Source organism: Pseudomonas sp. St29, from assembly GCF_001547915.1.
Taxonomy (GTDB): Bacteria; Pseudomonadota; Gammaproteobacteria; order Pseudomonadales; family Pseudomonadaceae; genus Aquipseudomonas.
In genome coordinates this window covers 738,119-762,535 of the sequence record NZ_AP014628.1, presented here as the reverse complement: position 1 = coordinate 762,535, position 24,417 = coordinate 738,119, and the positions used below count along the sequence as shown (strand labels likewise).

The window sequence follows — 24,417 nt, the reverse complement described above, 5'->3', positions numbered from 1 at the left end:
GGATCAGCCTTGATTGAGCAATTGACGCAAGTCGATGACCGCCGCGTTGGCCCGGGAAATATAGTTGGCCATGACCAGGGAGTGGTTGGCCAGAACGCCAAAGCCGCTGCCATTGAGGATCATCGGGCTCCAGACCGGCTCCTGGGAGGCCTCCAGTTCACGGATGATCTGGCGCACGCTGACGGTGGCGTTCTTCTTCGCCAGCACGTCGGCAAAGTCCACTTCGATGGCGCGCAGCAGGTGGGACAGCGCCCAGGCCTGGCCACGGGCTTCGTAGAACACGTTGTCGATCTGCATCCATGGGGTTTCCTCAAGCTCTTCATCGACCTGAGGAACCTGGCCGGGCGCGACCACTTCGGTTTTCAGGGCGGTGTTGAGCTTGACTCGGCCAACACTGGCCGACAGCCGCTGGGACAGCGAGCCCAGGCGCGTGCCCACGTCACCCAGCCAGTTGTTGAGGTTGTCGGCACGGGCATAGAACTGCGCGGTCTTCTGGTTCGGATCGGACAGGCGCGCCTGATAGCGGCTCAGGGAGTTGATGCCGTCCTGATATTCCGACTCGCTGGACGGCAGCACCCAGCTCTTGTTGTCGAAGTTGAAGCGCGGCTCGGCCTTGGCCAGGTCGGCATCCTCGGCGGACTGGGACTGGGAGCGGGCGAAGTCCTTGCGCAGGGCACGGGTCAGGTCGCGAACCTGGACCAGCACGCCGTATTCCCAGCTCGGCATGTTGTCCATCCACAGGCCCGGTGGAAAACGGTCGTTGGAGATATAGCCACCCGGTTTGTCGAGCAAGGTGCCGGCGACGGTCTTGAGGGTTTCCACGGTGGTGTAACCCACCACCATCTGCCGGCCGGCCTTCTCGGCGGCAATCTGGGCATTCTGCTGGACCGGAAACAGCGCCGGCTCCTGGCTCCAGTACCAACCCAGGCCACCGGTCACCAACAGGTAAAGGCCCAGCAAGGTGGCCAGGGCGCGACTGAACAGCAGGCCACCAAAATAGCTGCGTGTCGCCGACTTGGGTTCGGCAGCACGATCCGGCGCGCTGCCTGCGCGATTCTTCCAATCCAGCATGGCTATGTCCTTTCAATCACTTGGGTTCATCGGTTCGACCACAACCCTACTCCATCGTGCCTTGCCTTGACGGGATAAATCTTCCGGCAAATGCGCGCCGCGCAATGATTGCGAATCAGGCGATCACTATAAATGAAGCACAGTCCCGAGCCTATGCGACCAGTCGGTCAGGAACTGAATAACGTCGCTTCACACATTATTGACGCACGACACTCATGGGACGCAAAAGTGGTGCTAGCATAGAGCCACCAGTCGATCTCAGCATGCACCCTAACTAGTAGTCAGGATATGACCGAGCCAGAAGACCCCAGCCGTGAGCGCCTCAAGCACCACTTTGCCCAGCGGGTAATTCATCAGGCACGTCAGATTCTTGAGATATGGCAGCGTCTGCAACGCAGCGAATGGTCCACCAACGACATGTCCGAACTGTGCGAGGCCAACCTGCGCCTGCTGCGCTTCGCCGAACGCTTCGAACAACCCGAACACACTCAGCTGGCCCGCAGCATCAGTCAGTCCCTTGAGGCGGTGGATGCCAATCGCGGCCGCCTGAGCAGCACCCTGATCACCGATCTCAACCGGCTGATGCAACGCCTGTCGCGCACCGGCCTGCGTCACGGCGACCAGCTGGAACAGACCTTCCTGCCGCCTTTGCGCAAGCCGATCTACGTGATGCTGCAGGACCACGACCGCGCCGAACGCCTGGCCAAGCAGCTGGAGTTCTTCGGCCTCAGCGCCCAGTCCCTGGACAGCATTGCGGCCTTTCGCTCATCCATGGTCGAACGCCTGCCGGCCGCCATCGTCATCGATGTCGACTTTTGCGGCCCCGGCATGGGCCTGACCCTGGCCGCCGAGGCCCAGGTCGGCCTGGAGCAGAAACTACCGCTGCTGTTCTTCAGCCTGCATGAAACCGATACCCCAACCCGCCTCGCCGCCGTGCGCGCCGGAGGCCAGGAGTTCCTCACCGGCACCCTGGAAGCCTCCAGCCTGCTGGAAAAGATCGAGGTCCTGACCTGCGTCGCCCAGTACGAACCCTATAAAGTGCTGATCATCGATGACTCCCGGGCCCAGGCGCTGCACACCGAGCGCCTGCTCAACAGCGCCGGGATCGTCACCCGCACCCTGATCGAGCCGATCCAGGCCATGGCCGAGCTGGCGGATTTCCAGCCGGACCTGATCATCCTCGACATGTACATGCCGGCCTGCACCGGCACCGAGCTGGCCAAGGTGATCCGCCACAACGACCGCTACGTCAGCGTGCCGATCATCTACCTGTCCGCCGAGGACGACCTGGACAAGCAGCTGGACGCCATGAGCGAAGGCGGCGACGACTTCCTGACCAAGCCGATCAAACCGCGGCACCTGATCACCACCGTGCGCAACCGCGCGGCCCGGGCGCGCAACCTCAAGGCGCGGATGGTCCGCGACAGCCTCACCGGCCTGTACAACCACACCCATATCCTGCAATTGCTGGAAGACTGCAGCTTCCGCGCCCGCCGCGAGAACAAGCCGCTGAGCTTCGCCATGCTCGATATCGACCACTTCAAGCGGGTCAACGACAGCCACGGCCACCCCATGGGCGACCGGGTGATCAAGAGCCTGGCGCTGTTTCTCAAGCAACGCCTGCGCAAGACCGACTTCATCGGCCGCTACGGCGGCGAGGAGTTCGCCATTGTCATGCCCGACACCGATCAGGAAGCCGCCTGCAAGGTGCTCGACGAAATCCGCCAGCGCTTCGCCGAGATCCACTACCCGGCCCAGCCCCAGGACCTGTGGTGCACCTTCAGCGCCGGGGTGGTGGAGATGCAGGAAGACTCCGACAGCCTGATGATGGCCAGCCAGGCCGACGAAGCGCTGTACCGCGCCAAGCACGGCGGCCGCAACCGGGTACAGGCCGCGCGGCAATCAAGTCAAAGTGCCACCTTTTCATCCGAATCCACTGATTCGGTCATAACCTTGTAATACAAACGCAATAAATTCAGGCGCTTACCATTTTCGCCGTTGGTAGAGCCCCGATGCGCCTGAAGCTGCTGACCAATCTCAATACCCTGTTGCTCGTTGCCGTTTGCCTCGCCCTGGGGGCAACGCTGTGGTGGTCGCAACGGGCCCTGGAACGCCCCTATCTATTGATGGAGCGTTACCTGGGTCTGTCCCAGCAGTTTCAGAATCAAGTGGCGCGCAATATCGAAGACTATCTGGCCAGCGGCGATGCCCTGCGCCTGAGCGGCGCGACCCAGGCCCTGGAAGCCCTGCAGGGCGAGCTGGGCGAACTGCCAGCGCCGCTGGCGCAGAGCCTGCGCCCAAGCCTGGCCAGCCTCGACACCTTCAGCAAGAGCGACCTGCTGGCCGCGGGCAAGCTGGCCGGCGATCCCCAGGCGCTGCTGTTGCAGGCCGAGCGCGAACTGGGGGCCAACCTGGAGCAGCTCAGCCAGTACGCCAGCGGGACCAAGAACCCGGACGCGGCCCAGTACCTGCCGTTGTTGCTCACCGCCTCACAGCACCTGGGCAAACTGTCCCTGGCCCGCGACAAGCTGGTGAGCAGCGGTCGCAGCGAACTGGCCGCCGATGTCGAACGCGAACTCAACAGCATTCGTGCCCAGGCCGATCGGCTTGAAGCCCTGCCTTTATTAGGCGTGGCGGCCAGCAGTGAATCCGGCACCGATGATTTCGCCGCCATGATGGGCCTGGAAAACACCCAGAAAGCCGCCGCCGAAGACGCCGGGATCAGCCTCAAGCGCGAGCTCAACAGCCTGCTCAACCGCTACCCGGCGGAACTTGAGCGCACCCGCGAGCAGATCCAGAAGCGCGCCGACCTGAGCGCCGCCACCCTGCTGAAAATCACCGCCGTGCGCCAGGCCATTGCCGAGCTGGAACCGGCGGTGCGGGCCCAGCACGGGCAGATCCAGGGCGAAGTACGGCTGATGCAGGGGCTGATGATCGGCCTGATCCTGCTGATCGCCCTGGTCATCGACACCTTGCAGCGCAAGCTGGCCCGGGTCCTGACCAACCTGGCCCCGGCCCTGTCGACCTGGGCCGAAGGCGACTTCAGCCGACCGATCCAACTGGGCAAGACCAACCGCGAACTGCACGCCATCGAAGAGTCCCTGAACCGTCTGCGCGCCTACCTGGTGGACCTGGTGGGCACCATCCGCCAGAACGCCGAGCAAGTGGCCGGCAGCAGCCGCGCCCTGGCCGACCTCAGCAGCGGTCTGCACAGCGGGGCCGAGCGCCAGGCCGGTGATACCGCGCAGATCCGCGATGCCCTGGGCGAGCTGGAAGCCACCATCCAACAGGTCGCCGGCGACGCCAGCCAGGCCGCCGATGCCAGCCGCAGCGCCGGCCTCGCGGTGCAACAGGGACAGAAAGTCATTGGCCTGAGCCTCACCGGCCTGCATGCCCTTGTAGGGGAAGTCCAGGGCAACGCGCAGATGATCGAGCATCTGGCCCAGGAATCGGCGACCATCGGCGGCGTGCTGACGGTGATCCGCTCCATCGCCGAACAGACCAACCTGCTGGCCCTCAACGCCGCCATCGAAGCCGCCCGCGCCGGAGAAATGGGCCGCGGTTTCGCCGTGGTCGCCGAAGAGGTGCGCTCCCTGGCCCAGCGCACTGCCGGGGCCACGGCTGAGATCCAGACCCTGATCGCCGGCCTGCAAAGCGCCGCGCAGCAATCGGTGCAAGGCATGCGTGCCCAGGTGGAGCATGCCGAAGCCACCGCCAGTCAGGCCCAGGCCGCCGACGGCGCGCTGGATGAAATCGTCGGGGCGATCCAGACCATCGCCGACACGGCCGTGCGCATCGCCGATGTCACGGCCCAGCAAAGCGGCGCGGTCAGCGAGATCCGCGACCACAGCGAACGCATCCATCAACTGGGCGGCGACAACCTGCTGCGCATCGGCGAAGGCCGGGCCCAGGGCGAGAACCTGCTGGACCTGGGCGGTCAACTGCACACCGCGGTGCAGGCCTTCCGCGTCTGAGCCGGTTTCCCCGCTCGGCGTCGCTGCCAACCGGCCCGGTTCCTGCCGGCCGTCTGTGCTGGGGGGCACTGCGGCTCATGGCGCAAGCTCGCAGCGGCCAGCGCCCCTTATCAGCCCAACATCGGCGAAATCGACGCCAGGCACTGTAGTGCTCCCTTCTTGCGGGCAAATGACCGGATTTAATCACTCGGTCACATATTTTGCGCAAACATCGGTCATCGTGCTGGCTATTGCCGAGAACTGGACAGTCATAAAGTCTTTCCGGCATAGTCGCCGGGTTCTGACAACAGCCCCCGACAACAAGGAACGACCGATGGCCACCCTACTGGTGCTTCACGGCCCCAACCTGAACCTGCTCGGCACCCGTGAACCGGGGGTCTACGGAGCAACCACACTGGCCCAGATCAACCAGGATCTGGAGCAGCGGGCCCGTGATGCCGGGCACCATCTGCAGTATTTGCAGAGCAATGCCGAGTACGAATTGATCGAGCGCATCCATGCCGCCCGCGATGAAGGCGTGGACTTCATTTTGATCAATCCAGCAGCTTTTACGCATACAAGCGTCGCATTACGTGACGCGCTGCTGGCGGTGAGCATCCCATTCATCGAAGTGCATTTGTCCAACTTGCACAAACGCGAACCTTTCCGCCATCACTCCTACTTCTCCGATGTTGCGGTGGGAGTGATCTGCGGCCTTGGCGCCAGCGGTTACCGACTGGCCCTGGAGGCCGCCCTAGAACAGCTTGAACGACAGGCAAGTGCTTGAACGACAGGCAATAAACGCCCCTGACCGACCCTTGGGAGTTGATGATTCATGGATATCCGTAAAGTTAAGAAACTGATCGAGCTGCTGGAAGAGTCCGGCATCGACGAGTTGGAGATCAAGGAAGGCGAAGAGTCCGTACGCATCAGCCGTCACAGCAAGACTCCAGCCCAGCAGTACTACGCCCCCGCACCGGTGGCCGCTCCTGCTGCTGCACCTGCCGCTGCTGCCGCCCCGGCCGCCGCTGCTCCTGCTGCCCCGGCCGCACCTGCGCTGAACGGCACCGTGGCCCGTTCGCCAATGGTCGGTACTTTCTACCGCAAGTCTTCGCCAACCTCGCCAGCCTTCGTTGAAGTCGGCCAGAGCGTGAAGAAAGGCGACACCCTGTGCATCGTCGAAGCGATGAAGATGATGAACCACATCGAAGCTGAAACCAGCGGTGTGATCGAATCCATTCTTGTCGAAGACGGCCAGCCGGTTGAGTACGACCAACCGCTGTTCACCATCGTTTGAACCGCGGAGAGTCTTTGATGTTGAAGCCTGCGAAGTTGGAAAAAGTCCTGATCGCCAACCGCGGCGAAATCGCCCTGCGGATCCTGCGTGCCTGCAAGGAAATGGGGATCAAGACCGTCGCCGTCTACTCCAAGGCCGACAAGGAGCTGATGCACCTGGGCCTGGCGGACGAATCCGTTTGCATCGGGCCTGCGCAAGCCGCGCAGTCCTACCTGCACATCCCGGCCATCATCGCGGCCGCTGAAGTCACTGGCGCTACGGCGATCCACCCTGGCTACGGCTTCCTGGCGGAAAACGCCGACTTCGCCGAACAGGTGGAAAACTCCGGCTTCGCCTTCATCGGCCCGAAAGCTGAAACCATCCGCCTGATGGGCGACAAGGTTTCCGCCAAGCACGCGATGATCGCTGCCGGAGTTCCTACGGTTCCAGGTTCCGACGGTCCGCTGCCGGAAGACGAAGAAACCGCATTGCGCATTGGCCGTGAAGTCGGCTACCCGGTGATCATCAAGGCCGCCGGCGGCGGTGGTGGTCGCGGCATGCGCGTGGTGCACAAGGAAGAAGACCTGATCGCCTCGGCGAAGCTGACCCGTTCCGAAGCCGGTGCGGCGTTTGGCAACCCGATGGTCTACCTGGAAAAGTTCCTGACCAACCCACGTCACGTGGAAGTTCAGGTGCTGTCCGATGGCCAGGGCAATGCTGTCCATCTGGGCGATCGCGACTGCTCGCTGCAGCGCCGTCACCAGAAGGTCCTCGAAGAAGCGCCGGCACCGGACATCGACGAGACTGCGCGCCAGGAAGTCTTTGCCCGCTGCGTCAAGGCCTGTATCGACATCGGCTATCGCGGTGCCGGTACGTTCGAGTTCCTGTACGAGAACGGCCGCTTCTACTTCATCGAGATGAACACTCGCGTGCAGGTAGAGCACCCGGTATCGGAAATGGTCACCGGCATCGACATCGTCAAGGAGATGCTCAGCATCGCCGCCGGCAACAAGCTGTCGTTCACCCAGGATGACGTGGTCATCCGCGGTCACGCGCTGGAATGCCGGATCAACGCCGAAGACCCGAAAACCTTCATGCCAAGCCCAGGCACGGTCAAGCATTTCCATGCCCCGGGCGGCAACGGCGTGCGCGTCGACTCGCACCTGTACAGCGGTTACGCGGTTCCACCGAACTACGATTCGTTGATCGGCAAGCTGATCACTTACGGCAGCAGCCGTGACGAAGCCATGGCACGCATGCGCAATGCGCTGGACGAAATCGTCGTCGACGGGATCAAGACCAACATCCCGCTGCACCGCGATCTGACCCGTGACGAAGGCTTCTGCAAAGGGGGCGTGAACATTCACTACCTTGAGCACAAGCTGGCCGAGCAACACTGATCGGCACCCGCCACACCGACAAGGCCGCTTTCGAGCGGCCTTGTCGTATCCGCCCCTGCGCCCCGCAGGAGCGAGCTTGCTCGCGAACCACGCAGCGGCCATCCCCCGATCAACCGCCATCGCGACCAAGCACTCGGCTTCCCCCCTCGCTCCCACCGGGCGTCTCGCGTAAACTTGCGCGCTTCTCGCGGCCCGCTAGGCTGCACTTCACATATTTTCAAAGGTGCCCGCCATGCCTTGGCTGCAAGTCCGTCTCGCCATCAGCCCAGAACAAGCCGAAACCTATGAAGACGCTTTTCTTGAAGTCGGTGCCGTTTCGGTCACCTTCATGGACGCCGAGGATCAGCCGATCTTCGAACCCGAACTGAACACCACCCCGCTGTGGTCCCACACCCACCTGCTGGCCCTGTTCGAGGGCGGCACCGAGGCCGCCAGCGTGCTCGCCCACCTGGAACTGCTGACCGGCGCTCCGCTGCCCGAACACCACAGCGAAGTCATCGAAGACCAGGACTGGGAACGCAGCTGGATGGACAACTTCCAGCCGATGCGCTTCGGCCAGCGCCTGTGGATTGTTCCCAGCTGGCACGCCGCGCCGGAGCCGGATGCGGTCAACCTGCTGCTGGACCCGGGCCTGGCGTTCGGCACCGGCACCCACCCGACCACCGCCCTGTGCCTGCAATGGCTGGACAGCCAGGACCTCAAGGACTGCAACGTGCTGGACTTCGGCTGTGGTTCGGGAATCCTGGCCATCGCCGCCCTGCTGCTGGGCGCCCGCCACGCGGTCGGCACCGACATAGACATCCAGGCCCTGGAAGCCTCCCGCGACAACGCCGGACGCAACGGGATTGCCGACGAACTGTTCCCGCTCTACCTGCCCGAGCAACTGCCGCAGGTAGAGGCCGATGTGCTGGTGGCCAACATCCTGGCCGGCCCTCTGGTGGCCCTGGCTCCGCAGCTGTCGGGCCTGGTCAAGTCCGGCGGACGCCTGGCGCTCTCCGGCATCCTCGCCGAGCAAGGCGAAGAAGTCGCTGCGGCCTATGCCCAGGACTTCGATCTGGATCCGATTGCCACCCTCGATGGCTGGGTGCGCATCACCGGCCGTCGGCGCTAGAATGGCCGCCTGCATAATCCGGATGGCCGCATGACCGACAGTTTCGTCACCCAATGCCCACATTGCCAAACCAGGTTCCGTGTCAGCCACGCTCAACTGAGCGTGGCCCGTGGAGTGGTGCGCTGTGGCTCCTGCCTGCAGGTGTTCAACGCCGCGCGGCAGTTGCTGGAGCAGCGCGCCGCCAAGGAAAGCGCAGCGTCCAGGCCAGTGGCGAAACCGGCGCCCGCCCCCGCGCCTGCGGCAGCGCCTCCCGTCGAGCCGCCAGCCGAGCCTGCCGCCAGCCCCACGCCAGCGGCGCCCCCCGTGCAACGCGCCATCAGCCAGAAACAATGGTCGGCTGCCGAAATGGACCTGGATCACCTGGACCTCGACGAGGAGCTGGCCAAGCTCGAACAGCGAGAGATCCAGCCGGCCAAGGCCTTTGGCCAGGAACGGGAACACAAGGAAGGCAGCCTCAGCGCCCGCCGCGACCCGCAGGACGCCGATGACGCCCACTGGCCCGACGGCCTGTTTGGCAGCGCCGCTGAACATGACGAACCGCAACCTGTCGCTCTCAAGGCCCAGGCCCAGGCGGACGAACCTGCCCCCGAGCCGCCCCGGCAGAGCCGTACCGAGCCGTCGCTGTCCTTCAACCTGGCGGACCTGGAAGACGAACCCAAAGCCCCCAAGCTGCGCCTGGATGACGACCTGGAACCGTTCGACGCCCGGATCTCGGCAGACAGCGCCGAAGCGGACGATGAAGCGGACATCCCCCACGGCAAGAAACGCCGCGAACGCAGCGAACCCGCCGTGCCGGAAGACGTCTTGCTGGACCTGGTGGATGATCCGATCCACCTCGACTGGCAGAAACGCCGCTCGCCCTGGGGCCGGCGCCTGCTCTGGCTGCTGTTGATCCTGCTGGCCGCCGGCGGCCTGGCAGGTCAGTACATCGCCTACCATTTCGACGAACTGGCGCGCCAGGACCAGTACCGCCCCTGGTTCCAGCAACTGTGCCCGGAGTTCGGCTGCACGGTGCCATCCCGGGTGGATATCGCGCGGATCAAGAGCAGCAACCTGGTGGTGCGCAGCCACCCGGAATTCAGCGGGGCCCTGGTGGTGGACGCCATCATCTACAACCGTGCGCCCTTCTCCCAACCCTTCCCGCTGCTGGAACTGCGCTTCGCCGACCTCAACGGCCACCTGATCGCCAGCCGCAGCTTCAAACCCGGGGAGTACCTGGGCGGTGAGATGCAGGATGTGGCGGAAATGCCGCCGCAGACGCCGATTCACATCGCCCTGGACATTCTTGACCCCGGACCGAAAGCCGTGAACTACAGTCTCAGTTTCCACTCGCCCGAGTGAATCGGCTGAACGAGCTGGCGAACAACTCCGAATTGAAGACAGATTTATGACTGCGTCGCTCAGATTGATCCCAGAGCGATAACGGAATAACTGTTCAGATTTTATCCAATTCAGCCTTTATCCGGTCATCGAGAGCGGGTATCATGCCAACCCTTTTTCGAACTCTCATGATCCGGCCCCACAACAGGGAAGTCCTATGTCGGCGGTACGCATCGGCCCATATACATTGCACAACGGCTTGATTCTCGCCCCGATGGCGGGGGTCACCGACCAGCCCTTTCGTCAGCTTTGCAAGCAGTTGGGCGCGGGCCTTGTAGTCTCGGAAATGGTCACCAGCGACATGAGCTTGTGGAACAGCCGCAAATCGCGGTTGCGCATGATCCACGAAGGCGATCCCGAGCCACGCTCGGTGCAGATTGCCGGTGGCGATGCACAGATGCTGGCGGATGCCGCCCGCGCCAACGTCGAGTTGGGCGCACAGATTATTGATATCAACATGGGTTGTCCGGCGAAGAAGGTCTGCAACAAGGCCGCCGGCTCCGCGTTGCTGAAAGACGAAGCCCTGGTCAACGAGATTCTCCAGGCGGTGGTGGCCGCGGTGGATATACCGGTCACCCTGAAGATCCGCACCGGCTGGGACCGGCAGAACAAGAACGGCCTGACGGTGGCGAAGATCGCCGAACAGGCAGGCATCACGGCGCTGGCGGTCCATGGCCGGACCCGGGCCGACCTGTACACCGGTGAAGCCGAGTACGACACCATTGCCGCGATCAAGCAGGCGGTGTCGATTCCGGTCTTTGCCAACGGCGATATCGACTCACCCGAAAAAGCCCGGCAGGTCTTGCATGCCACCGGCGCCGACGGGCTGTTGATTGGCCGGGCCGCCCAGGGGCGGCCATGGATTTTTCGTGAAATCGAGCACTTCCTGCGCACCGGTGAGACCCTTCCGGCACCGGAGCTGTTCGAAGTGGAACGTATTCTGCTAGAGCACCTGGCCGCGCTGCATGCCTTCTATGGAGAGGTCATGGGCGTACGCATCGCACGCAAGCATGTGGGCTGGTATCTCGCAACCCTGCCGGGCGCCAGGGAGTTCCGCGCCCACTTCAATCGTTTGGAAGATACGGAAGCACAATGCGCCAACGTTCGTGAGTTCTTTGCCGGACGTTACAAGAGCCTGGAAACAGGGGACGGAGAAGGGGTGGCCGCATGACGATGATGACCGAGACTTTAGTGAGTGGAACAACACCCGTGAGCGACAACGTGAATTTGAAACAGCACCTCAATACCCCCAGCGAAGAAGGCCAGACCCTTCGCGGGAGTGTCGAGAAGGCGCTGCACAATTATTTCGCCCACCTTGAGGGCGCTGCCGTCACGGACGTGTACAACCTGGTGCTCTCCGAAGTCGAGGCTCCGTTGCTCGAAAGCGTGATGAACTACGTCAAGGGCAATCAGACCAAGGCCAGCGAACTCCTGGGCCTGAACCGCGGCACCCTGCGCAAGAAACTCAAGCAGTACGATTTGTTGTAAGCATTCAATCAAACCAGAAAGGCGCCCGCGTAAAAAACGGTCGCCTTTTTTGCTGACTCCTTTGCTTTTGATGGAAATTGAGATGACCGACCAGACTACCCGCCTGCCGATCCGCCGCGCCTTGATCAGTGTTTCCGACAAGACCGGGATCCTTGAATTCGCCAAGGAACTGGAAGCCCTCGGCGTGGAGATCCTCTCCACCGGCGGGACCTTCAAGCTGCTGCGGGACAACGGCGTGTCCGCAGTGGAAGTGGCGGATTACACCGGTTTCGCGGAAATGATGGATGGCCGGGTCAAGACCCTGCACCCGAAAATCCACGGCGGTATCCTCGGTCGTCGCGGTATCGACGACGCCATCATGAACGAGCACGGGATCAAGCCCATCGATCTGGTGGCGGTCAACCTCTACCCTTTCGAAGCCACCATCTCCAAGCCCGGCTGCGACCTGCCGACCGCCATCGAGAACATCGACATCGGCGGCCCGACCATGGTCCGCTCGGCGGCCAAGAACCATAAGGACGTGGCCATCGTGGTCAACGCCAGCGACTACGCCGGTGTCCTGGAAAACCTCAAGGCCGGTGGCCTGACCTACGCCCAGCGCTTCGACCTGATGCTCAAGGCCTTCGAACACACCGCCGCCTACGACGGCATGATCGCCAACTACATGGGCACCGTGAACCAGGCCGCCGACACCCTCTCGACATCCGGCCGCAGCGAATTCCCGCGGACCTTCAACAGCCAGTTCATCAAGGCCCAGGAAATGCGCTACGGCGAGAACCCGCACCAGAGCGCGGCGTTCTACGTGGAAGCCAAGCCCGCCGAAGTCGGCATCGCCACCGCCACCCAGCTGCAAGGCAAGGAGCTGTCCTACAACAACGTAGCCGACACCGACGCCGCGCTGGAATGCGTGAAGAGCTTCGTCAAGCCGGCCTGCGTCATCGTCAAGCACGCCAACCCGTGCGGCGTGGCGGTCAGCCCGGACGCTGAAGGCGGCATCCGCCAGGCCTATGAACTGGCCTACGCCACCGACACCGAATCGGCCTTCGGCGGCATCATCGCCTTCAACCGCGAACTGGACGCCGACACCGCCAAGGCCATCGTCGAGCGGCAGTTCGTCGAAGTGATCATCGCCCCGAGCGTCAGCGAGGAAGCCCGCGCCATCGTCGCCGCCAAGGCCAACGTGCGCCTGCTGGCCTGCGGCCAGTGGTCGGCCGACCGGGTTCCGGCCTGGGACTACAAGCGCGTCAACGGTGGCCTGCTGGTGCAGAGCCGCGATATCGGCATGATCGGTGCCGATGACCTGAAAGTCGTCACCAAACGCGCCCCGACCGAGCAAGAGATCCACGACCTGATCTTCGCCTGGAAAGTGGCCAAGTTCGTCAAGTCCAACGCCATCGTCTACGCCAAGAACCGCCAGACCATCGGCGTCGGCGCCGGTCAGATGAGCCGCGTGAACTCGGCGCGGATCGCTGCGATCAAAGCCGAACACGCCGGTCTGCAGGTTCAGGGCGCCGTGATGGCTTCCGACGCCTTCTTCCCGTTCCGTGACGGTATCGACAACGCGGCCAAGGTCGGCATCACCGCGGTGATCCAGCCCGGCGGCTCGATGCGTGATGCAGAAGTGATTGCCGCGGCCGACGAGGCCGGCATTGCCATGGTCTTCACCGGCATGCGCCACTTCCGTCACTAACAGCAGCCACAAGCATCAAGCTGCAAGCGACAAGCCAGGGCCAAGCGCAGTTGCGCTTGCCTGATCCTTGCAGCCTTCCCTTTTCAGAGCCGCACGCAGCACGGCAGGGCGATAAGAATTGCTCTTCACTTGCAGCTTGCGGCTTGTAGCTTCCTCCGAAGGAGTCTGACTTGAACATTTTGATCATTGGTAGCGGCGGTCGCGAACACGCCCTGGCCTGGAAAGTCGCTCAGGACCCACGGGTCGAAAAAGTATTCGTCGCCCCCGGCAACGCCGGCACCGCCATCGAAGCCAAGTGCGAGAACGTCGCCATCGACGTCCTGGCCCTGGAGCAACTGGCCGATTTCGCCGAGAAGAATGTGTCCCTGACCATCGTCGGTCCAGAAGTGCCGCTGGTGGCTGGCGTGGTCGACCTGTTCCGCTCCCGCGGCCTGGACTGCTTCGGTCCGACTGCCGGTGCCGCGCAGCTGGAAGGCTCGAAAGCCTTCACCAAGGATTTCCTCGCGCGCCACAAGATCCCGACCGCCGACTACCAGAACTTCACCGAAATCGAGCCGGCCCTGGCCTACCTGAAGGAAAAGGGCGCCCCGATCGTGATCAAGGCCGACGGCCTGGCCGCCGGCAAGGGCGTGATCGTCGCCATGACCCTGGCCGAAGCCGAGGAAGCCGTGCGCGACATGCTGGCCGGCAATGCCTTCGGCGAAGCCGGTTCCCGCGTGGTCATCGAAGAGTTCCTCGACGGCGAGGAAGCCAGCTTCATCGTCATGGTCGACGGCAAGAACGTGCTGCCGATGGCCACCAGCCAGGACCACAAGCGCGTTGGCGACGGCGACACTGGCCCCAATACCGGTGGCATGGGCGCCTACTCGCCAGCACCGGTGGTCACCGCCGAAGTGCACCAGCGGGTCATGGATCAGGTGATCTGGCCCACCGTGCGCGGCATGGCCGAGGAAGGCAATGTCTACACCGGCTTCCTCTATGCAGGCCTGATGATCGACAAGGCCGGCAACCCGAAAGTCATCGAATTCAACTGCCGCTTCGGCGATCCGGAAACCCAGCCGGTGATGCTGCGCCTGCAGTCGAGCCTGGTGCTGTTGGTCGAAGCCGCCCTGGCCCAGGCCCTGGACAAGGTCGAAGCGCAGTGGGACCCACGCCCGAGCCTGGGCATCGTCCTGGCAGCCGGCGGCTATCCTGCTGACTACGCCAAGGGCGCGGTCATCACCGGCCTGGACGCGGCGGCGGCCCTGGAAGGCAAGGTGTTCCACGCCGGCACCGCGCTCAAGGACGGTCAGATCGTGACCTCCGGCGGCCGGGTACTCTGCGCCACCGCCATGGGCGACAGCGTCGACGCGGCCCAGCAGCAAGCCTACCGCCTGGCGGCCAAGATCGACTGGCAAGGCTGCTTCTACCGCAAGGACATCGGCTACCGAGCCATTGCCCGTGAGCGCGGTCAGGAGTAAAGCTGCCCCTGTCCCCGGCAAGGGCCCGGTGCCCTTGCCGTGCGGTCATTACGCCGCGCATAGTTATAATCAGGCATCAACCAATGAAGGGATTTCGCCGTGCGCTGGCTCAGGATTGCCCTAGGCTTCACCGTCACATTGCTGACCCTGCTCTGCTTGAATCCGGCTCTGGCCGCTCAAGGCAGTGGCTGGGCGGTTTTGCTCGACGAACAGGCCGATCTGCAGCTCAGTGACATCCGCTCCCCGCGCTACACCAACCAGTTCAGCCCCATCGAGCTGGACAAGCTGACCGCCGCCGAACCCGATGGCGCGCTGTGGCTGCGCTTCAAGCTGCAACCCGGGCCCCACGAACAGCTCCTGCGGATCTTCGCCCCCGACCTGTCCCACCTGAATCTCTACGTGCTCGACGGCGACAAGCTGATCGAGCAAGTGAACACCGGCTCCAGCCAGCCACAAACGGAAAAGCCCCTGCCCAGCAGCGACTTCATGCTGCCGCTGCCGCAAAGCGCCAAGCCGCTGGAGGTCTACCTGCGGCTGGTGTCCGAACACGAACTGCGCCCCTACATCACCCTGCAATCGGCGGTGATGAGCGCCGCCGACCAGAGCCAGACCCTGATCTACGGTCTGTTGTTCGGCTGCCTGGCGATGCTGATCCTGCATAACCTCACCCGCTTCGCCTACACCCGTTCACGCAGCAGCCTGTGGCTGGCGGCCTGCGAGGGGCTGTTGACCCTCAGCCTGCTGATGCTGTTGAACCTGTTCGGCCCGTGGCTGCCGGACTGGCAAGCCTTGCAGACCCCGGGCGCCTACCTGGCGCTGCTGCTGACCGCGCCCTGCGGGATGATGTTCGCCTACCGCTTCTTCGCCCCGCTGGGCCCGCACCCGCTGAACCGCTTGCTGCTGGGCAATATCCTGCTGATCAGCCTGTTCGGCCTGTTGCTGCTGTTCGTCAACACCTTGCCGCTGAACATCATCACCTACGGCCTGGTGGCCCTGGCCGGCCTGAGCATGCTGTTCGTCGGCGGCTATCACTGGCACAAGGGCTATCGCCCGGCCCGGCTGTTCGTCACCGCCATGGTGATCTTCAACCTCGGCACCCTGGTGATTCTCCCGGCCCTGCTGGGCCTGACCCTGGTGGCCCCGCAAGGGCTGATCGTCACCCTGCTCAGCGTGGTCTGCGTCGCCGGCCTGCTGATGAGCGTCGCCCTGGGCGAACGCCAGCGCGACATCACCGAGAACCGCTTCAGCGTCAGCCGCGATCTGGCCGCCAGCACCGCCGAGGTCAATGCCAAGGCCGAGTTCCTGGCCAAGATCAGCCACGAGATCCGCACCCCGATGAACGGCGTGCTGGGCATGACCGAGCTGCTGCTGGGCACCCCGCTGTCGGTCAAGCAGCGCGACTACGTGCAAACCATCCACAGCGCCGGCAACGAGCTGCTGACCCTGATCAACGAGATCCTCGACATCTCCAAGCTGGAGTCCGGGCAGATCGAGCTGGACGACGTGCAGTTCGACCTCAACGCCCTGATCGAAGACTGCCTGAGCATCTTCCGGGCCAAGGCCGAACAGCAGAACGTCGAGCTGATCAGCTTTATCCAGCCCCAGGTGCCGCGGGTCATCAGCGGTGACCCGACCCGCCTGCGCCAGGCGCTGCTGAGCCTGCTGGAAAATGCCCTGAAGAAGACCGACGAGGGCGAAGTGCTGATCGTCGTCGCCATCGACGAGCGCAGCAGCAAGCCGCGCCTGCGCATCGCCGTGCAGGACAGCGGCCAGCCCATGGACGCCGAAGAGCGCGAGGCCCTGCTGCACACCGAACTGCACAGCAAGAACTTCCTCGCCACCACCCGCCTGGGGGGCAACCTGGGCCTGGTGATCGCCCGCCAGCTGATCCTGCTGATGCACGGCGAGTTCGGCATCAAGAGCGGCACCAACCAGGGCAGCACCCTGTGGCTGACCCTGCCCCTGGACGCCGAGCGCCTGGAGCACCCGACCGCCGATCTCGACGGCCCCTTGCAGGGCGCGCGGGTACTGGTGGTGGACGACAACGACACCTGCCGCAAGGTGCTGGTGCAGCAATGCAGCGCCTGGGGCCTGAACGTCAGCGCCGTGCCTTCGGGCAAGGAAGCCCTGGCCCTGCTGCGGACCAAGGCGCACCTGCGGGACTACTTCGATGTGGTGCTGCTGGACCAGAACATGCCCGGCATGACCGGCATGCAACTGGCGGCCAAGATCAAGGAAGACCCGAGCCTGAACCACGACATCCTGCTGATCATGCTCACCGGCATCAGCAACGCACCGAGCAAGGTGATTGCACGCAATGCCGGGATCAAGCGCATCCTCGCCAAGCCGGTGGCCGGCTACACCCTCAAGACCACCCTGGCCGACGAACTCAATCAGCGCGACAAGGCCCCTGCCGCCCCCTACAACATGCCCCTGGCCCCGGCTCCAGGACCTGAGCCGGTCACGGTTCCCAGCGACTTCAGCATCCTGGTGGCCGAGGACAACAGCATCTCCACCAAGGTCATCCGCGGCATGCTGGGCAAACTCAACCTGCAGCCCGACACCGCCAGCAATGGCGAGGAAGCGCTGCAGGCGATGAAAGCCAAGCGCTACGACCTGGTGCTGATGGACTGCGAGATGCCGGTGCTCGATGGCTTCTCCGCCACTCAGCAACTGCGTGCCTGGGAAGTGGGCAACCAGCGGGTGCGCACCCCGGTGGTGGCGCTGACCGCGCACATCCTCGCCGAGCACAAGGAGCGCGCGCGCCAGGCCGGCATGGACGGGCACATGGCCAAGCCGGTAGAGCTCTCTCAACTGCGCGAGCTGGTGGAACACTGGGTCACCCAGCGCGATCTGCGCGAACGCAGCGCCGCCCACACCAGTTGAGCCGACAGCCCGGGCGGCGCCTGTTAAACTCTCGCTCGCCCTCCCTAGTCGTGAGCTTCCACCATGCTCCACGTGCTGTTCAGCGTTTACCTGAAGATGCTGGTGCTCTATAGCCCGTTCTTCGTTCTCTCGTGCTTCATCAGCCTGACCCGCGGCTACTCCTCCAAGGAGCGCCGGCGCCTGGCCTGGAAAGTCGCCCTCGCCACCCTGGTTTCCAGCGTCCTGCTGTACCTGTTCGGTCGAGTGATCTTCAGCGTGTTCGGCATTACCGTGGATGCCTTCCGCATCGGCGCCGGCAGCGTGCTGTTCATCTCCGCCCTGGGCATGGCCCAGGGCAAGTCGGCGGTGCAGACCGACAACGTGCAGCAGGACGTGACCATAGTGCCGCTGACCATTCCCCTGACCGTGGGCCCGGGCACCATCGGCGCCCTGCTGGTGATGGGGGTCAGCCAGCCGCACTGGGACGACAAGCTCACCGCCATCCTCAGCATCGCCCTGGCCAGCCTCACCGTGGGCGTGGTGCTGTACCTGTCCAACCGCATCGAACGCATCCTCGGCGACCAGGGCCTGCAGATCGTCAGCCGGCTGATGGGACTGTTCGTCTGCGCCCTGGCGGCGCAGATCATCTTCACCGGGGTCAAAGGCTATCTGGTGCCCTAGCAGCGGCGCGACCCAGCGGACAAGGAATGTCACATGCCCGACCATGAAGATCGCCAGCTCATCCAGCAACGATGGCAGGACGAACGCTACCCCAGGGACAACTCACTCGCCCTGGGCTCGGGCTTCTACTGCCTGTTCGAGCTGCCCCATGAGCATCCCCGACTGATCAACAAAGTGTGGCTGCCGGCCTCGGACTGCGACGCTCATCAGGACGGCGAGGGCCTCGCGACCCTGGCGCTGTGCGTCGCCGGCAACGGCGCCTTGCAGGCCCGGGCCGGCGAGTGTGCCGCGCATGGCGGGGATGGTTTCCTGGCATTGCAGGAGAAAGATTCTGAGACCCTGATCTGGCTGCTGGTCCTGAGGGACACCAATCCCTTCAACCGGGTCGAGATCCAGGACCGACACCTCTATGCCGAGTCGACCTCCGGTGTCAGCGTGAAGATTCCTCTGGAGCGCCCCGATCAGTTGACCCTGGCCTGGCCATGACCCTTGCACTGCCACCGAGCCCGATGAAAAAACTGACCGCCACCGCCGCCATCGACCTCCTCAGCCGCCAGCGGTTGCCCGGCCTCGACGCCGCCGCCCGCGCCTCCCACCTCCTGAACTGGTGGGGAATAGACAGCGACGACCTTGAGTTCGCCGCACTCCCACCCAGCCTGCAACAACAGCTCAGGGCGCAACCGGAGCCCCCGGAAGACCCGCAGGCCCCGCGCTACGACGTCCTGCTGCTGATCGCCCTGCGCGCCGAATACCGCGGCGTGACCCACCGCTACCTGATGCGCTGCCTGCGTGAAGCCGGACTGGGCGACTACGCCGTCAGCGCGGACATCGAGTACCTGGAGGCCTGTCCCTGCTGCGGTTATCGAACCCTCTCGGCGCGGGGCGACTACCAGATCTGCGACCTCTGCCATTGGGAGGACGACGGCAGCGAAGCGCTGGATGTGCTGAGCGGACCCAACCACAAAACCCTGGGCCAGGCCCGGAACACTTTGCCCGGCAGCAGGGCCGCCTGCCCTTGGACAAGTGGCCACACATCAGCAAGGACACCCCATGATTCCCCAGCAGTTGGTCAACCTGATCGAAGCCCAGCCCCGCTTCCGCCCGCGCCCCGACACCGCCGAGGTCACCCGAGCGCTGGCAACATTGGGGATAGCCCTGGACAGCGAGTTCGCCCAGATCTACCTGGCCTGTCACCCCGCCGACTTCTTAGACCGAGTGAGCTACGGAGTGCTGATGAACATCGACGGGCCCAGTGATGAAATCCTGATGTGCACCGAGTTCATTCATGAAGTCTGGGAGTTGCCCAAGAACTTCATCGCCTTCACCTCACTGCAAGGTGAAGGCGGCTACTTGCTGGACAAGGACAGCGGTGGCGTCTGGGATTTCGACCTGGGCGACCGGGAAGCTTTCGTCGCCGGCCGGATCCCTGCCAGATGGGCCAGCTTCTTCGAATTCATCACCTGGCTGCTGACCGCCACGGACATGGATGAGGATGAGGATGAGGATGAGGATGAGGACCCTGCGCGCTAGAAGCCGCTGCCGGCGATGGCGATCTTGCGAGCGCCTTCGCCGGAAAGCCGGCTCCTACAAGGGTTTATGGCCGTACCAGCGCGGGGTGTAGACCCACTCGCCGCCCTCGGCCCGGGGGAACACGCAGGTGGTGGAAGAGCCCACCAGCACCATGGTGCGCATGTCCACCTGCTCCGGGGTCAGCTCGCCCAGGGTGATGACCCGCAGGGTCTGCCCCGGACGACCGATATCCCGTCCCAGCACCACCGGGGTGTGCGGCGTACGGTGCTGGCGCACGATCTCCAGGGCCCGGCCCAGTTGCCAGGGCCGCGAGCGGGAGATCGGGTTGTAGAAGGCCAGCGCCAGATCGGCCTGGGAAGCGAGGTCCAGGCGCTTCTCGATGATGTCCCAGGGCTTGAGGTTGTCCGACAGCGACAGCACGCAGAAGTCATGCCCCAGCGGCGCGCCGGCCTGGGCGGCAGTGGCCAGGGACGCGGAAACCCCGGGAAGGATTTCCAGGTCCACGCGGTGCCACGCCGGGTCGCTGGATTCGTGCAGGGCTTCGAGCACCGCCGCGGCCATGGCGAACACCCCAGGATCACCGGACGACACCACCACCACCGAACGGCCCTGGGCCGCCAGTTCGAACGCATGGCGGGCGCGCTGCATTTCTTCACGGTTGTCGGTGCAGTGCATGACCTGATCGGCGCGGAACGGACCGGCCATGCGCACGTAGGTTTCATACCCCAGGATGTCGTTGGCCCGGGCCAGTTCGGCTTTTACCGCCGGCACCATGAGTTCGGCTGCGCCGGGGCCAAGGCCGATCACCGCCAGGCGCCCACGGGGCCGGCCGATCTGTTCGGGGTCCAGGGGCTGGTTGGCCACGGCGATGGCGAGGTCGTCACCCACCTTCAGCGGTGGCAGCAATTGCGGCACGGCCTGTTGCGCCAGCTCGGCGACGCTGCCGGTGGCGGGCAGAAAGCGCAGCGGCACCCCCAGCTCGTCAGCCGCCTGGTGCAGGCCGCGGTCGGCCATGTCGCTGTCGGTAGCCAGTAGGCAGGCTAGGGACTGCACGGCGATGCGCGCCTGATGCAGGGCGTGGCGGATGGACGTGGCAAGGCCCGCGTCGCTTGGCCCACGACAGGCCACCAGGACGCTGCGGGGGTAGATCAGCAGCTCGTTGGCCGCCGGTTCGCGCTCGGCGGAACCGACGCGGATGGTCAGGCGGGCCTGATCGTTCTCGGGCAGCTTGGCCGCAGCCAGCCAGGGTGCGGCGCCTTCGATACGCACGCTCTCGCCACCCAGCAGATCGGAGACGAAGCGCTTGCCCAGTTCCAGATCCCCCAGGGCATAGCCGCTGGGCGGGTTCAGCAGGCAGGTGCCAAAGCGCAGTTCACCGCTGGTGGTAATGGCCGCGGCCACGCCAAGGCCGGCGGCTATTTCCCGGGCCATGACGTTGACTCCGCCCAGGCCACCCAGCAGCGGCACCACGGCGCTGCCGTCCTCGGCAACGGCCAGCACTGGCGGCTCGGCACCCTTTTCCAGCAGCAGCGGGGCCAGGGTGCGGATGACGATGCCGGCCGCGCACAGGGCGATGATCGGCGTGTCCTGTTGATACAGCTGGCGCAGCGTCGCGCCGAATTCGTGGTAGATCCGATCGGCGCCTTCGACCCGTTCCGCCAGACCATGGATCAACGAATCGGGGTACAGCCGCTGGATCTGCCGCGCGGTGTCGAGGCTGCCTTGGCCCAGGATGACGATGGCCGGAATTGAACGGGCCATCAGCCTTGCCACCTTTCGCCGGGCACGATGATCAACGAGAAATACGGCGAGGACATCGGCTCCACTTCATCCAGCGGCACGATCTTCTGGTTGGCCATGGTGGCGCGCTCGACGTACAGCGCCCGCTGCGCCAGCCCCAGTTCTTCCAGGACCTGGCGCACCTTGGGGAAGTTGCGCCCCAGCTTCATCACCACCGCCGCGTCGGCGTCCGCCAGACGCCGCTTGAGCTCCTCATGGGGCAGCACGCCCGAAAGCACCGACAGGCTCTGGTTGCGATACACCAGGGGCGCGCCCAGCACCGAGGCGCCGCCCAGCATCGAACACACCCCCGGCACCACTTCGGCCTGGTAACGCTCGGCCAGGCGGTCGTGCAGGTACATGTAGGAGCCGTAGAAGAACGGGTCGCCCTCGCAGATCACCGCCACGTCGCGGCCGGCATCCAGGTGCAGCGCCAGCTCCTGGCTGGCGCCGTCGTAGAAATCGCTGATCACTTGCTCGTAGGACAGCGGCGCCGGCAGCACTTCGGTGGTCACCGGGTACACCAGTGGCAGCAGGGTCTGGGCGTCCTGCAAATGCTCCTCGATGATGCCGAAGGCATTGCCTTTCTTGCCCTTGGCCACGAAATACGCCACCACCGGCGATTCGCGCAGCAGGCGCAAGGCCTTGAGGGTGATCAGTTCCGGATCACCGGGGCCCACGCCAAGGCCGATCAAACGTCCGGGTTGCTGCATCATTCGACCTCCGTGGCCAGGGCATTGACGGCGGCGGCGGCCATGGCACTGCCGCCCAGGCGCCCCTGCATGATCACGAACGGCACGCCACGGCTGTCGGCGGCGAGCATGGCCTTGGATTCGGCGGCGCCGACGAAGCCCACCGGGAAGCCGAGGATCAGCGCCGGTTTTGGCGCGCCGGCATCGAGCATTTCCAACAGGTAGAACAGCGCGGTGGGGGCATTGCCGATCACCACCACGCTGCCTTCCAGGTGCGGACGCCAGAGTTCCAGGGCCGCCGCCGAACGGGTGTTGCCCAGCTCTCGGGCCAGCTCCGGGACACTGTCATCGCGCAGGGTGCAGATCACTTTGTTGTTGGCCGGCAAGCGTGCCCGGGTAATGCCTTCAGAGACCATCCGTGCATCGCAGAGGATCGGTGCCCCGGCGGCCAGGGCATCACGCCCGGCCTTGCCGGCGCCCGCGGAGAATTGCAGGCCGTCGATGGCCTCCACCATGCCGCAGGCGTGGATCACCCGAACCGCGAGTTTTTCCAGGTCGGCCGGAATGCGATCCAGCTTCGCTTCTTCGCGAATGATCGCGAAGGAGTTGCGATAGATCTCCTGACCGTCGCGGATGTAATCAATCATCTAGGGAGCTCCGTAGGCGGGCATCAAGCAGGGCCTCTGCCGCTGCAATAGAAAGGTTGCGTGCGTGCAGCGTGCCGAACCCCGGCTGCGCTGCATCGCGTAAATACAAGTCGTAGCGCCCTGGGGCCAGCGCCAGCAAGGTGGCCGGCGCCACATGGGCGGCAGCGCAGGAACGGGAGCAGCCCGACAGGTGCACGGCCGCCTGCCGGCCGTGGCGCTGCAGCAGTTGCGCCAGCTCAAGGGCGTCGCCCTTGGTGTCGGCCAGGGCCTTACCGCAGCCACTGGAGCCGGTGCAGGCAATCAGGTGGGCCAGGGACTGTCGAGCACTGCACAACAGGCCCAATTGCTCCAGGCGGGCGGTGACGGTGGCGGCGTCCGCCGGGGCAATGCCCGGCAGCAACAGGCTCTGCCAGGGCGTGAAACGCAGGCTGGCGTCGCCGTACTGCTCGGCCAGTTGCGCGGCGCCCTTGAGCATGACGGGATCGAGGCGCCCCAGGGGCGCGACCGCGCCGACATAGACCCGGTCGCCCTCGCGCTGTGGATAAGTTCCCAGGTGCAGCCCTGCAACCGCAGCTGGACGCTGCCAGCCATCGATGTTCAGCAAGGGACTGCTCAGGCGCAGGTTCAGTCGGGCGAGAAAATCCGCCACCGGCATCTGCGCCAACAGGTGGCGCATCCGCGTCTGCTCGGGGGTGGCCAGTTCGAGAAACAGCTCCAGCACCGCCACCAGCAGCTCATGCCCCTGTGCCTCGGGCACCGCCGCCAGGGGTTTATCCACAGGACTGCCGGCCAGGCCGAAGGCCAGCAGCAACTGCCCGTCATGCACAACCGCCGCCAGCCACAGATCGTGGTGATGTTCGAGCATGGCCAGGGCTTCGCCGCCATCGAGCTGCACGGCGAACTTGGCCGACAGTTCATGGAAGCGCGGGTGACTCTGCAAGGTCGCCAGGATCTGCCCGGCCAGGGGGCGGGTGTCCATCTGCATTTGCCGGTCGATGCCGGCGCCGGGGCTGAGCATCAGGTTGCGGACATCGTCGCCGGCGGCGGTGGTCGGCCCCAGGCCCGCCGCCAGGAGCGCATCGATCAGCGCCTGATGCTCGACACCGATCCCGCGAATCTGCAGGTTGGCGCGGTTGGTGGCCTCGATCACGCCGCCGGCATAGGCCTGCGCCGCCTCGGCCACCGCCCTGGCCTGGGCGGCGCTGATGACCCCGCCCGCCAGCTTGATCCGGCAGATGCCGCCGTCCAGCGCCGGGACGATGCGCAGCAATCCCGGGCAGGCCGAGGGGCGGATGGCGGTGGACATTGGGCGTTCGTTCAAAGGGGCAACCGGCAGTGTGGGAAAAGCGCTTCGTCAGCGAAGGCGCGGTATTATGCCTGCTTTGTCCGAAGGC

At 64.6% G+C, this 24,417-nt stretch carries 20 protein-coding genes and 1 pseudogene; 16 read left to right on the top strand and 5 right to left on the bottom strand.

Annotated features, from left to right (window positions below; genetic code table 11):
• Positions 1 to 3: 3 nt before the first annotated feature.
• Positions 4 to 1,071, bottom strand: coding sequence for a DUF2333 family protein (locus PST29_RS03370; protein WP_060842374.1), 1,068 nt, complete (start codon positions 1,069 to 1,071; stop codon positions 4 to 6).
• A 288-nt stretch (positions 1,072 to 1,359) separates the two neighbouring features.
• Between PST29_RS03370 and gcbA the strand changes: the two genes are divergently transcribed.
• From gcbA to PST29_RS03290, 16 genes and pseudogenes are all read left to right on the top strand, one after another.
• Complete coding sequence (gene gcbA / locus PST29_RS03365; protein WP_060837347.1) at positions 1,360 to 3,030, top strand: diguanylate cyclase GcbA; 1,671 nt, start codon at positions 1,360 to 1,362, stop codon at positions 3,028 to 3,030.
• Between the two features lie 53 nt (positions 3,031 to 3,083).
• Entirely contained in the window at positions 3,084 to 5,045 is a 1,962-nt protein-coding gene (locus PST29_RS03360; protein WP_060842373.1) for a methyl-accepting chemotaxis protein, read from the top strand.
• Positions 5,046 to 5,358: 313 nt separating this feature from the next.
• The gene (aroQ, locus tag PST29_RS03355; RefSeq protein ID WP_060842372.1) at positions 5,359 to 5,811 is read left to right on the top strand and encodes a type II 3-dehydroquinate dehydratase; all 453 of its coding nucleotides are present in this window, start codon (positions 5,359 to 5,361) and stop codon (positions 5,809 to 5,811) included.
• 48 nt (positions 5,812 to 5,859) lie between these two features.
• Positions 5,860 to 6,321: an acetyl-CoA carboxylase biotin carboxyl carrier protein gene (gene accB, locus PST29_RS03350; protein WP_060837344.1), complete on the top strand. Its 462-nt coding sequence runs from the start codon at positions 5,860 to 5,862 to the stop codon at positions 6,319 to 6,321.
• Positions 6,322 to 6,338: 17 nt separating this feature from the next.
• Positions 6,339 to 7,700: an acetyl-CoA carboxylase biotin carboxylase subunit gene (accC, locus tag PST29_RS03345; protein WP_060837343.1), complete on the top strand. Its 1,362-nt coding sequence runs from the start codon at positions 6,339 to 6,341 to the stop codon at positions 7,698 to 7,700.
• A gap of 232 nt (positions 7,701 to 7,932) precedes the next feature.
• Positions 7,933 to 8,811 carry a 50S ribosomal protein L11 methyltransferase gene (prmA, locus tag PST29_RS03340; RefSeq protein ID WP_060837342.1) on the top strand — a complete coding sequence of 293 codons (879 nt, stop codon included), beginning with the start codon at positions 7,933 to 7,935 and terminating at the stop codon, positions 8,809 to 8,811.
• Positions 8,812 to 8,841: 30 nt separating this feature from the next.
• Positions 8,842 to 10,152, top strand: coding sequence for a DUF3426 domain-containing protein (locus tag PST29_RS03335; RefSeq protein ID WP_060842371.1), 1,311 nt, complete (start codon positions 8,842 to 8,844; stop codon positions 10,150 to 10,152).
• A gap of 196 nt (positions 10,153 to 10,348) precedes the next feature.
• A complete protein-coding gene (dusB, locus tag PST29_RS03330; RefSeq protein ID WP_060842370.1) occupies positions 10,349 to 11,362 on the top strand; it encodes a tRNA dihydrouridine synthase DusB in 1,014 nt (337 codons plus the stop codon).
• On the top strand, positions 11,359 to 11,679 hold the full coding sequence (fis, locus tag PST29_RS03325; protein ID WP_003186237.1) for a DNA-binding transcriptional regulator Fis: 321 nt from the start codon (positions 11,359 to 11,361) through the stop codon (positions 11,677 to 11,679). The genes dusB and fis overlap by 4 nt, the downstream gene beginning before the upstream one ends.
• An 82-nt stretch (positions 11,680 to 11,761) precedes the next feature.
• The gene (gene purH / locus PST29_RS03320) at positions 11,762 to 13,369 is read left to right on the top strand and encodes a bifunctional phosphoribosylaminoimidazolecarboxamide formyltransferase/IMP cyclohydrolase (protein WP_060842369.1); all 1,608 of its coding nucleotides are present in this window, start codon (positions 11,762 to 11,764) and stop codon (positions 13,367 to 13,369) included.
• Between the two features lie 170 nt (positions 13,370 to 13,539).
• Entirely contained in the window at positions 13,540 to 14,829 is a 1,290-nt protein-coding gene (purD, locus tag PST29_RS03315; protein ID WP_060837339.1) for a phosphoribosylamine--glycine ligase, read from the top strand.
• A gap of 99 nt (positions 14,830 to 14,928) precedes the next feature.
• Entirely contained in the window at positions 14,929 to 17,715 is a 2,787-nt protein-coding gene (locus PST29_RS03310) for a hybrid sensor histidine kinase/response regulator (protein ID WP_060837338.1), read from the top strand.
• Positions 17,716 to 17,778: 63 nt separating this feature from the next.
• Entirely contained in the window at positions 17,779 to 18,375 is a 597-nt protein-coding gene (locus PST29_RS03305) for a MarC family protein (RefSeq protein WP_060837337.1), read from the top strand.
• Between the two features lie 33 nt (positions 18,376 to 18,408).
• Positions 18,409 to 18,861 carry a hypothetical protein gene (locus tag PST29_RS03300; protein WP_060842368.1) on the top strand — a complete coding sequence of 151 codons (453 nt, stop codon included), beginning with the start codon at positions 18,409 to 18,411 and terminating at the stop codon, positions 18,859 to 18,861.
• Positions 18,858 to 19,301, top strand: a pseudogene (locus PST29_RS32575) (CPCC family cysteine-rich protein); the annotation flags it as partial. The gene PST29_RS03300 and the pseudogene PST29_RS32575, both read left to right, overlap by 4 nt.
• Before the next feature lie 124 nt (positions 19,302 to 19,425).
• The gene (locus tag PST29_RS03290; protein ID WP_060842366.1) at positions 19,426 to 19,905 is read left to right on the top strand and encodes an SMI1/KNR4 family protein; all 480 of its coding nucleotides are present in this window, start codon (positions 19,426 to 19,428) and stop codon (positions 19,903 to 19,905) included.
• Positions 19,906 to 19,959: 54 nt separating this feature from the next.
• On the opposite strand, the gene cobJ is transcribed toward PST29_RS03290, so the two are convergent.
• From cobJ to cobG, 4 genes are read right to left on the bottom strand one after another with little or no spacing between them, the layout of a single operon-like run.
• On the bottom strand, positions 19,960 to 21,666 hold the full coding sequence (gene cobJ / locus PST29_RS03285; protein WP_060842365.1) for a precorrin-3B C(17)-methyltransferase: 1,707 nt from the start codon (positions 21,664 to 21,666) through the stop codon (positions 19,960 to 19,962).
• Entirely contained in the window at positions 21,666 to 22,397 is a 732-nt protein-coding gene (locus PST29_RS03280; protein WP_060837333.1) for a precorrin-2 C(20)-methyltransferase, read from the bottom strand. Before PST29_RS03280 ends, cobJ begins: the two co-directional genes overlap by 1 nt.
• The gene (locus tag PST29_RS03275; protein ID WP_060837332.1) at positions 22,397 to 23,023 is read right to left on the bottom strand and encodes a precorrin-8X methylmutase; all 627 of its coding nucleotides are present in this window, start codon (positions 23,021 to 23,023) and stop codon (positions 22,397 to 22,399) included. Before PST29_RS03275 ends, PST29_RS03280 begins: the two co-directional genes overlap by 1 nt.
• The gene (gene cobG / locus PST29_RS03270) at positions 23,016 to 24,329 is read right to left on the bottom strand and encodes a precorrin-3B synthase (protein WP_060842364.1); all 1,314 of its coding nucleotides are present in this window, start codon (positions 24,327 to 24,329) and stop codon (positions 23,016 to 23,018) included. Before cobG ends, PST29_RS03275 begins: the two co-directional genes overlap by 8 nt.
• Between the last annotated feature and the right edge of the window lie 88 nt (positions 24,330 to 24,417).

Excerpts from the sequence above, each read along its gene's own strand:
- cobJ (WP_060842365.1), bottom strand. The coding sequence starts at position 21,666 with ATGGCCCGTTCAATTCCGGCCATCGTCATCCTGGGCCAAGGCAGCCTC.
- PST29_RS03305 (WP_060837337.1), top strand. The coding sequence starts at position 17,779 with ATGCTCCACGTGCTGTTCAGCGTTTACCTGAAGATGCTGGTGCTCTAT.
- PST29_RS03280 (WP_060837333.1), bottom strand. The coding sequence starts at position 22,397 with ATGCAGCAACCCGGACGTTTGATCGGCCTTGGCGTGGGCCCCGGTGAT.
- PST29_RS03300 (WP_060842368.1), top strand. The coding sequence starts at position 18,409 with ATGCCCGACCATGAAGATCGCCAGCTCATCCAGCAACGATGGCAGGAC.
- PST29_RS03290 (WP_060842366.1), top strand. The coding sequence starts at position 19,426 with ATGATTCCCCAGCAGTTGGTCAACCTGATCGAAGCCCAGCCCCGCTTC.
- gcbA (WP_060837347.1), top strand. The coding sequence starts at position 1,360 with ATGACCGAGCCAGAAGACCCCAGCCGTGAGCGCCTCAAGCACCACTTT.
- PST29_RS03360 (WP_060842373.1), top strand. The coding sequence starts at position 3,084 with ATGCGCCTGAAGCTGCTGACCAATCTCAATACCCTGTTGCTCGTTGCC.
- dusB (WP_060842370.1), top strand. The coding sequence starts at position 10,349 with ATGTCGGCGGTACGCATCGGCCCATATACATTGCACAACGGCTTGATT.
- PST29_RS03370 (WP_060842374.1), bottom strand. The coding sequence starts at position 1,071 with ATGCTGGATTGGAAGAATCGCGCAGGCAGCGCGCCGGATCGTGCTGCC.
- PST29_RS03275 (WP_060837332.1), bottom strand. The coding sequence starts at position 23,023 with ATGATTGATTACATCCGCGACGGTCAGGAGATCTATCGCAACTCCTTC.
- aroQ (WP_060842372.1), top strand. The coding sequence starts at position 5,359 with ATGGCCACCCTACTGGTGCTTCACGGCCCCAACCTGAACCTGCTCGGC.
- purH (WP_060842369.1), top strand. The coding sequence starts at position 11,762 with ATGACCGACCAGACTACCCGCCTGCCGATCCGCCGCGCCTTGATCAGT.
- accC (WP_060837343.1), top strand. The coding sequence starts at position 6,339 with ATGTTGAAGCCTGCGAAGTTGGAAAAAGTCCTGATCGCCAACCGCGGC.
- fis (WP_003186237.1), top strand. The coding sequence starts at position 11,359 with ATGACGATGATGACCGAGACTTTAGTGAGTGGAACAACACCCGTGAGC.
- PST29_RS03335 (WP_060842371.1), top strand. The coding sequence starts at position 8,842 with ATGACCGACAGTTTCGTCACCCAATGCCCACATTGCCAAACCAGGTTC.
- prmA (WP_060837342.1), top strand. The coding sequence starts at position 7,933 with ATGCCTTGGCTGCAAGTCCGTCTCGCCATCAGCCCAGAACAAGCCGAA.
- cobG (WP_060842364.1), bottom strand. The coding sequence starts at position 24,329 with ATGTCCACCGCCATCCGCCCCTCGGCCTGCCCGGGATTGCTGCGCATC.
- accB (WP_060837344.1), top strand. The coding sequence starts at position 5,860 with ATGGATATCCGTAAAGTTAAGAAACTGATCGAGCTGCTGGAAGAGTCC.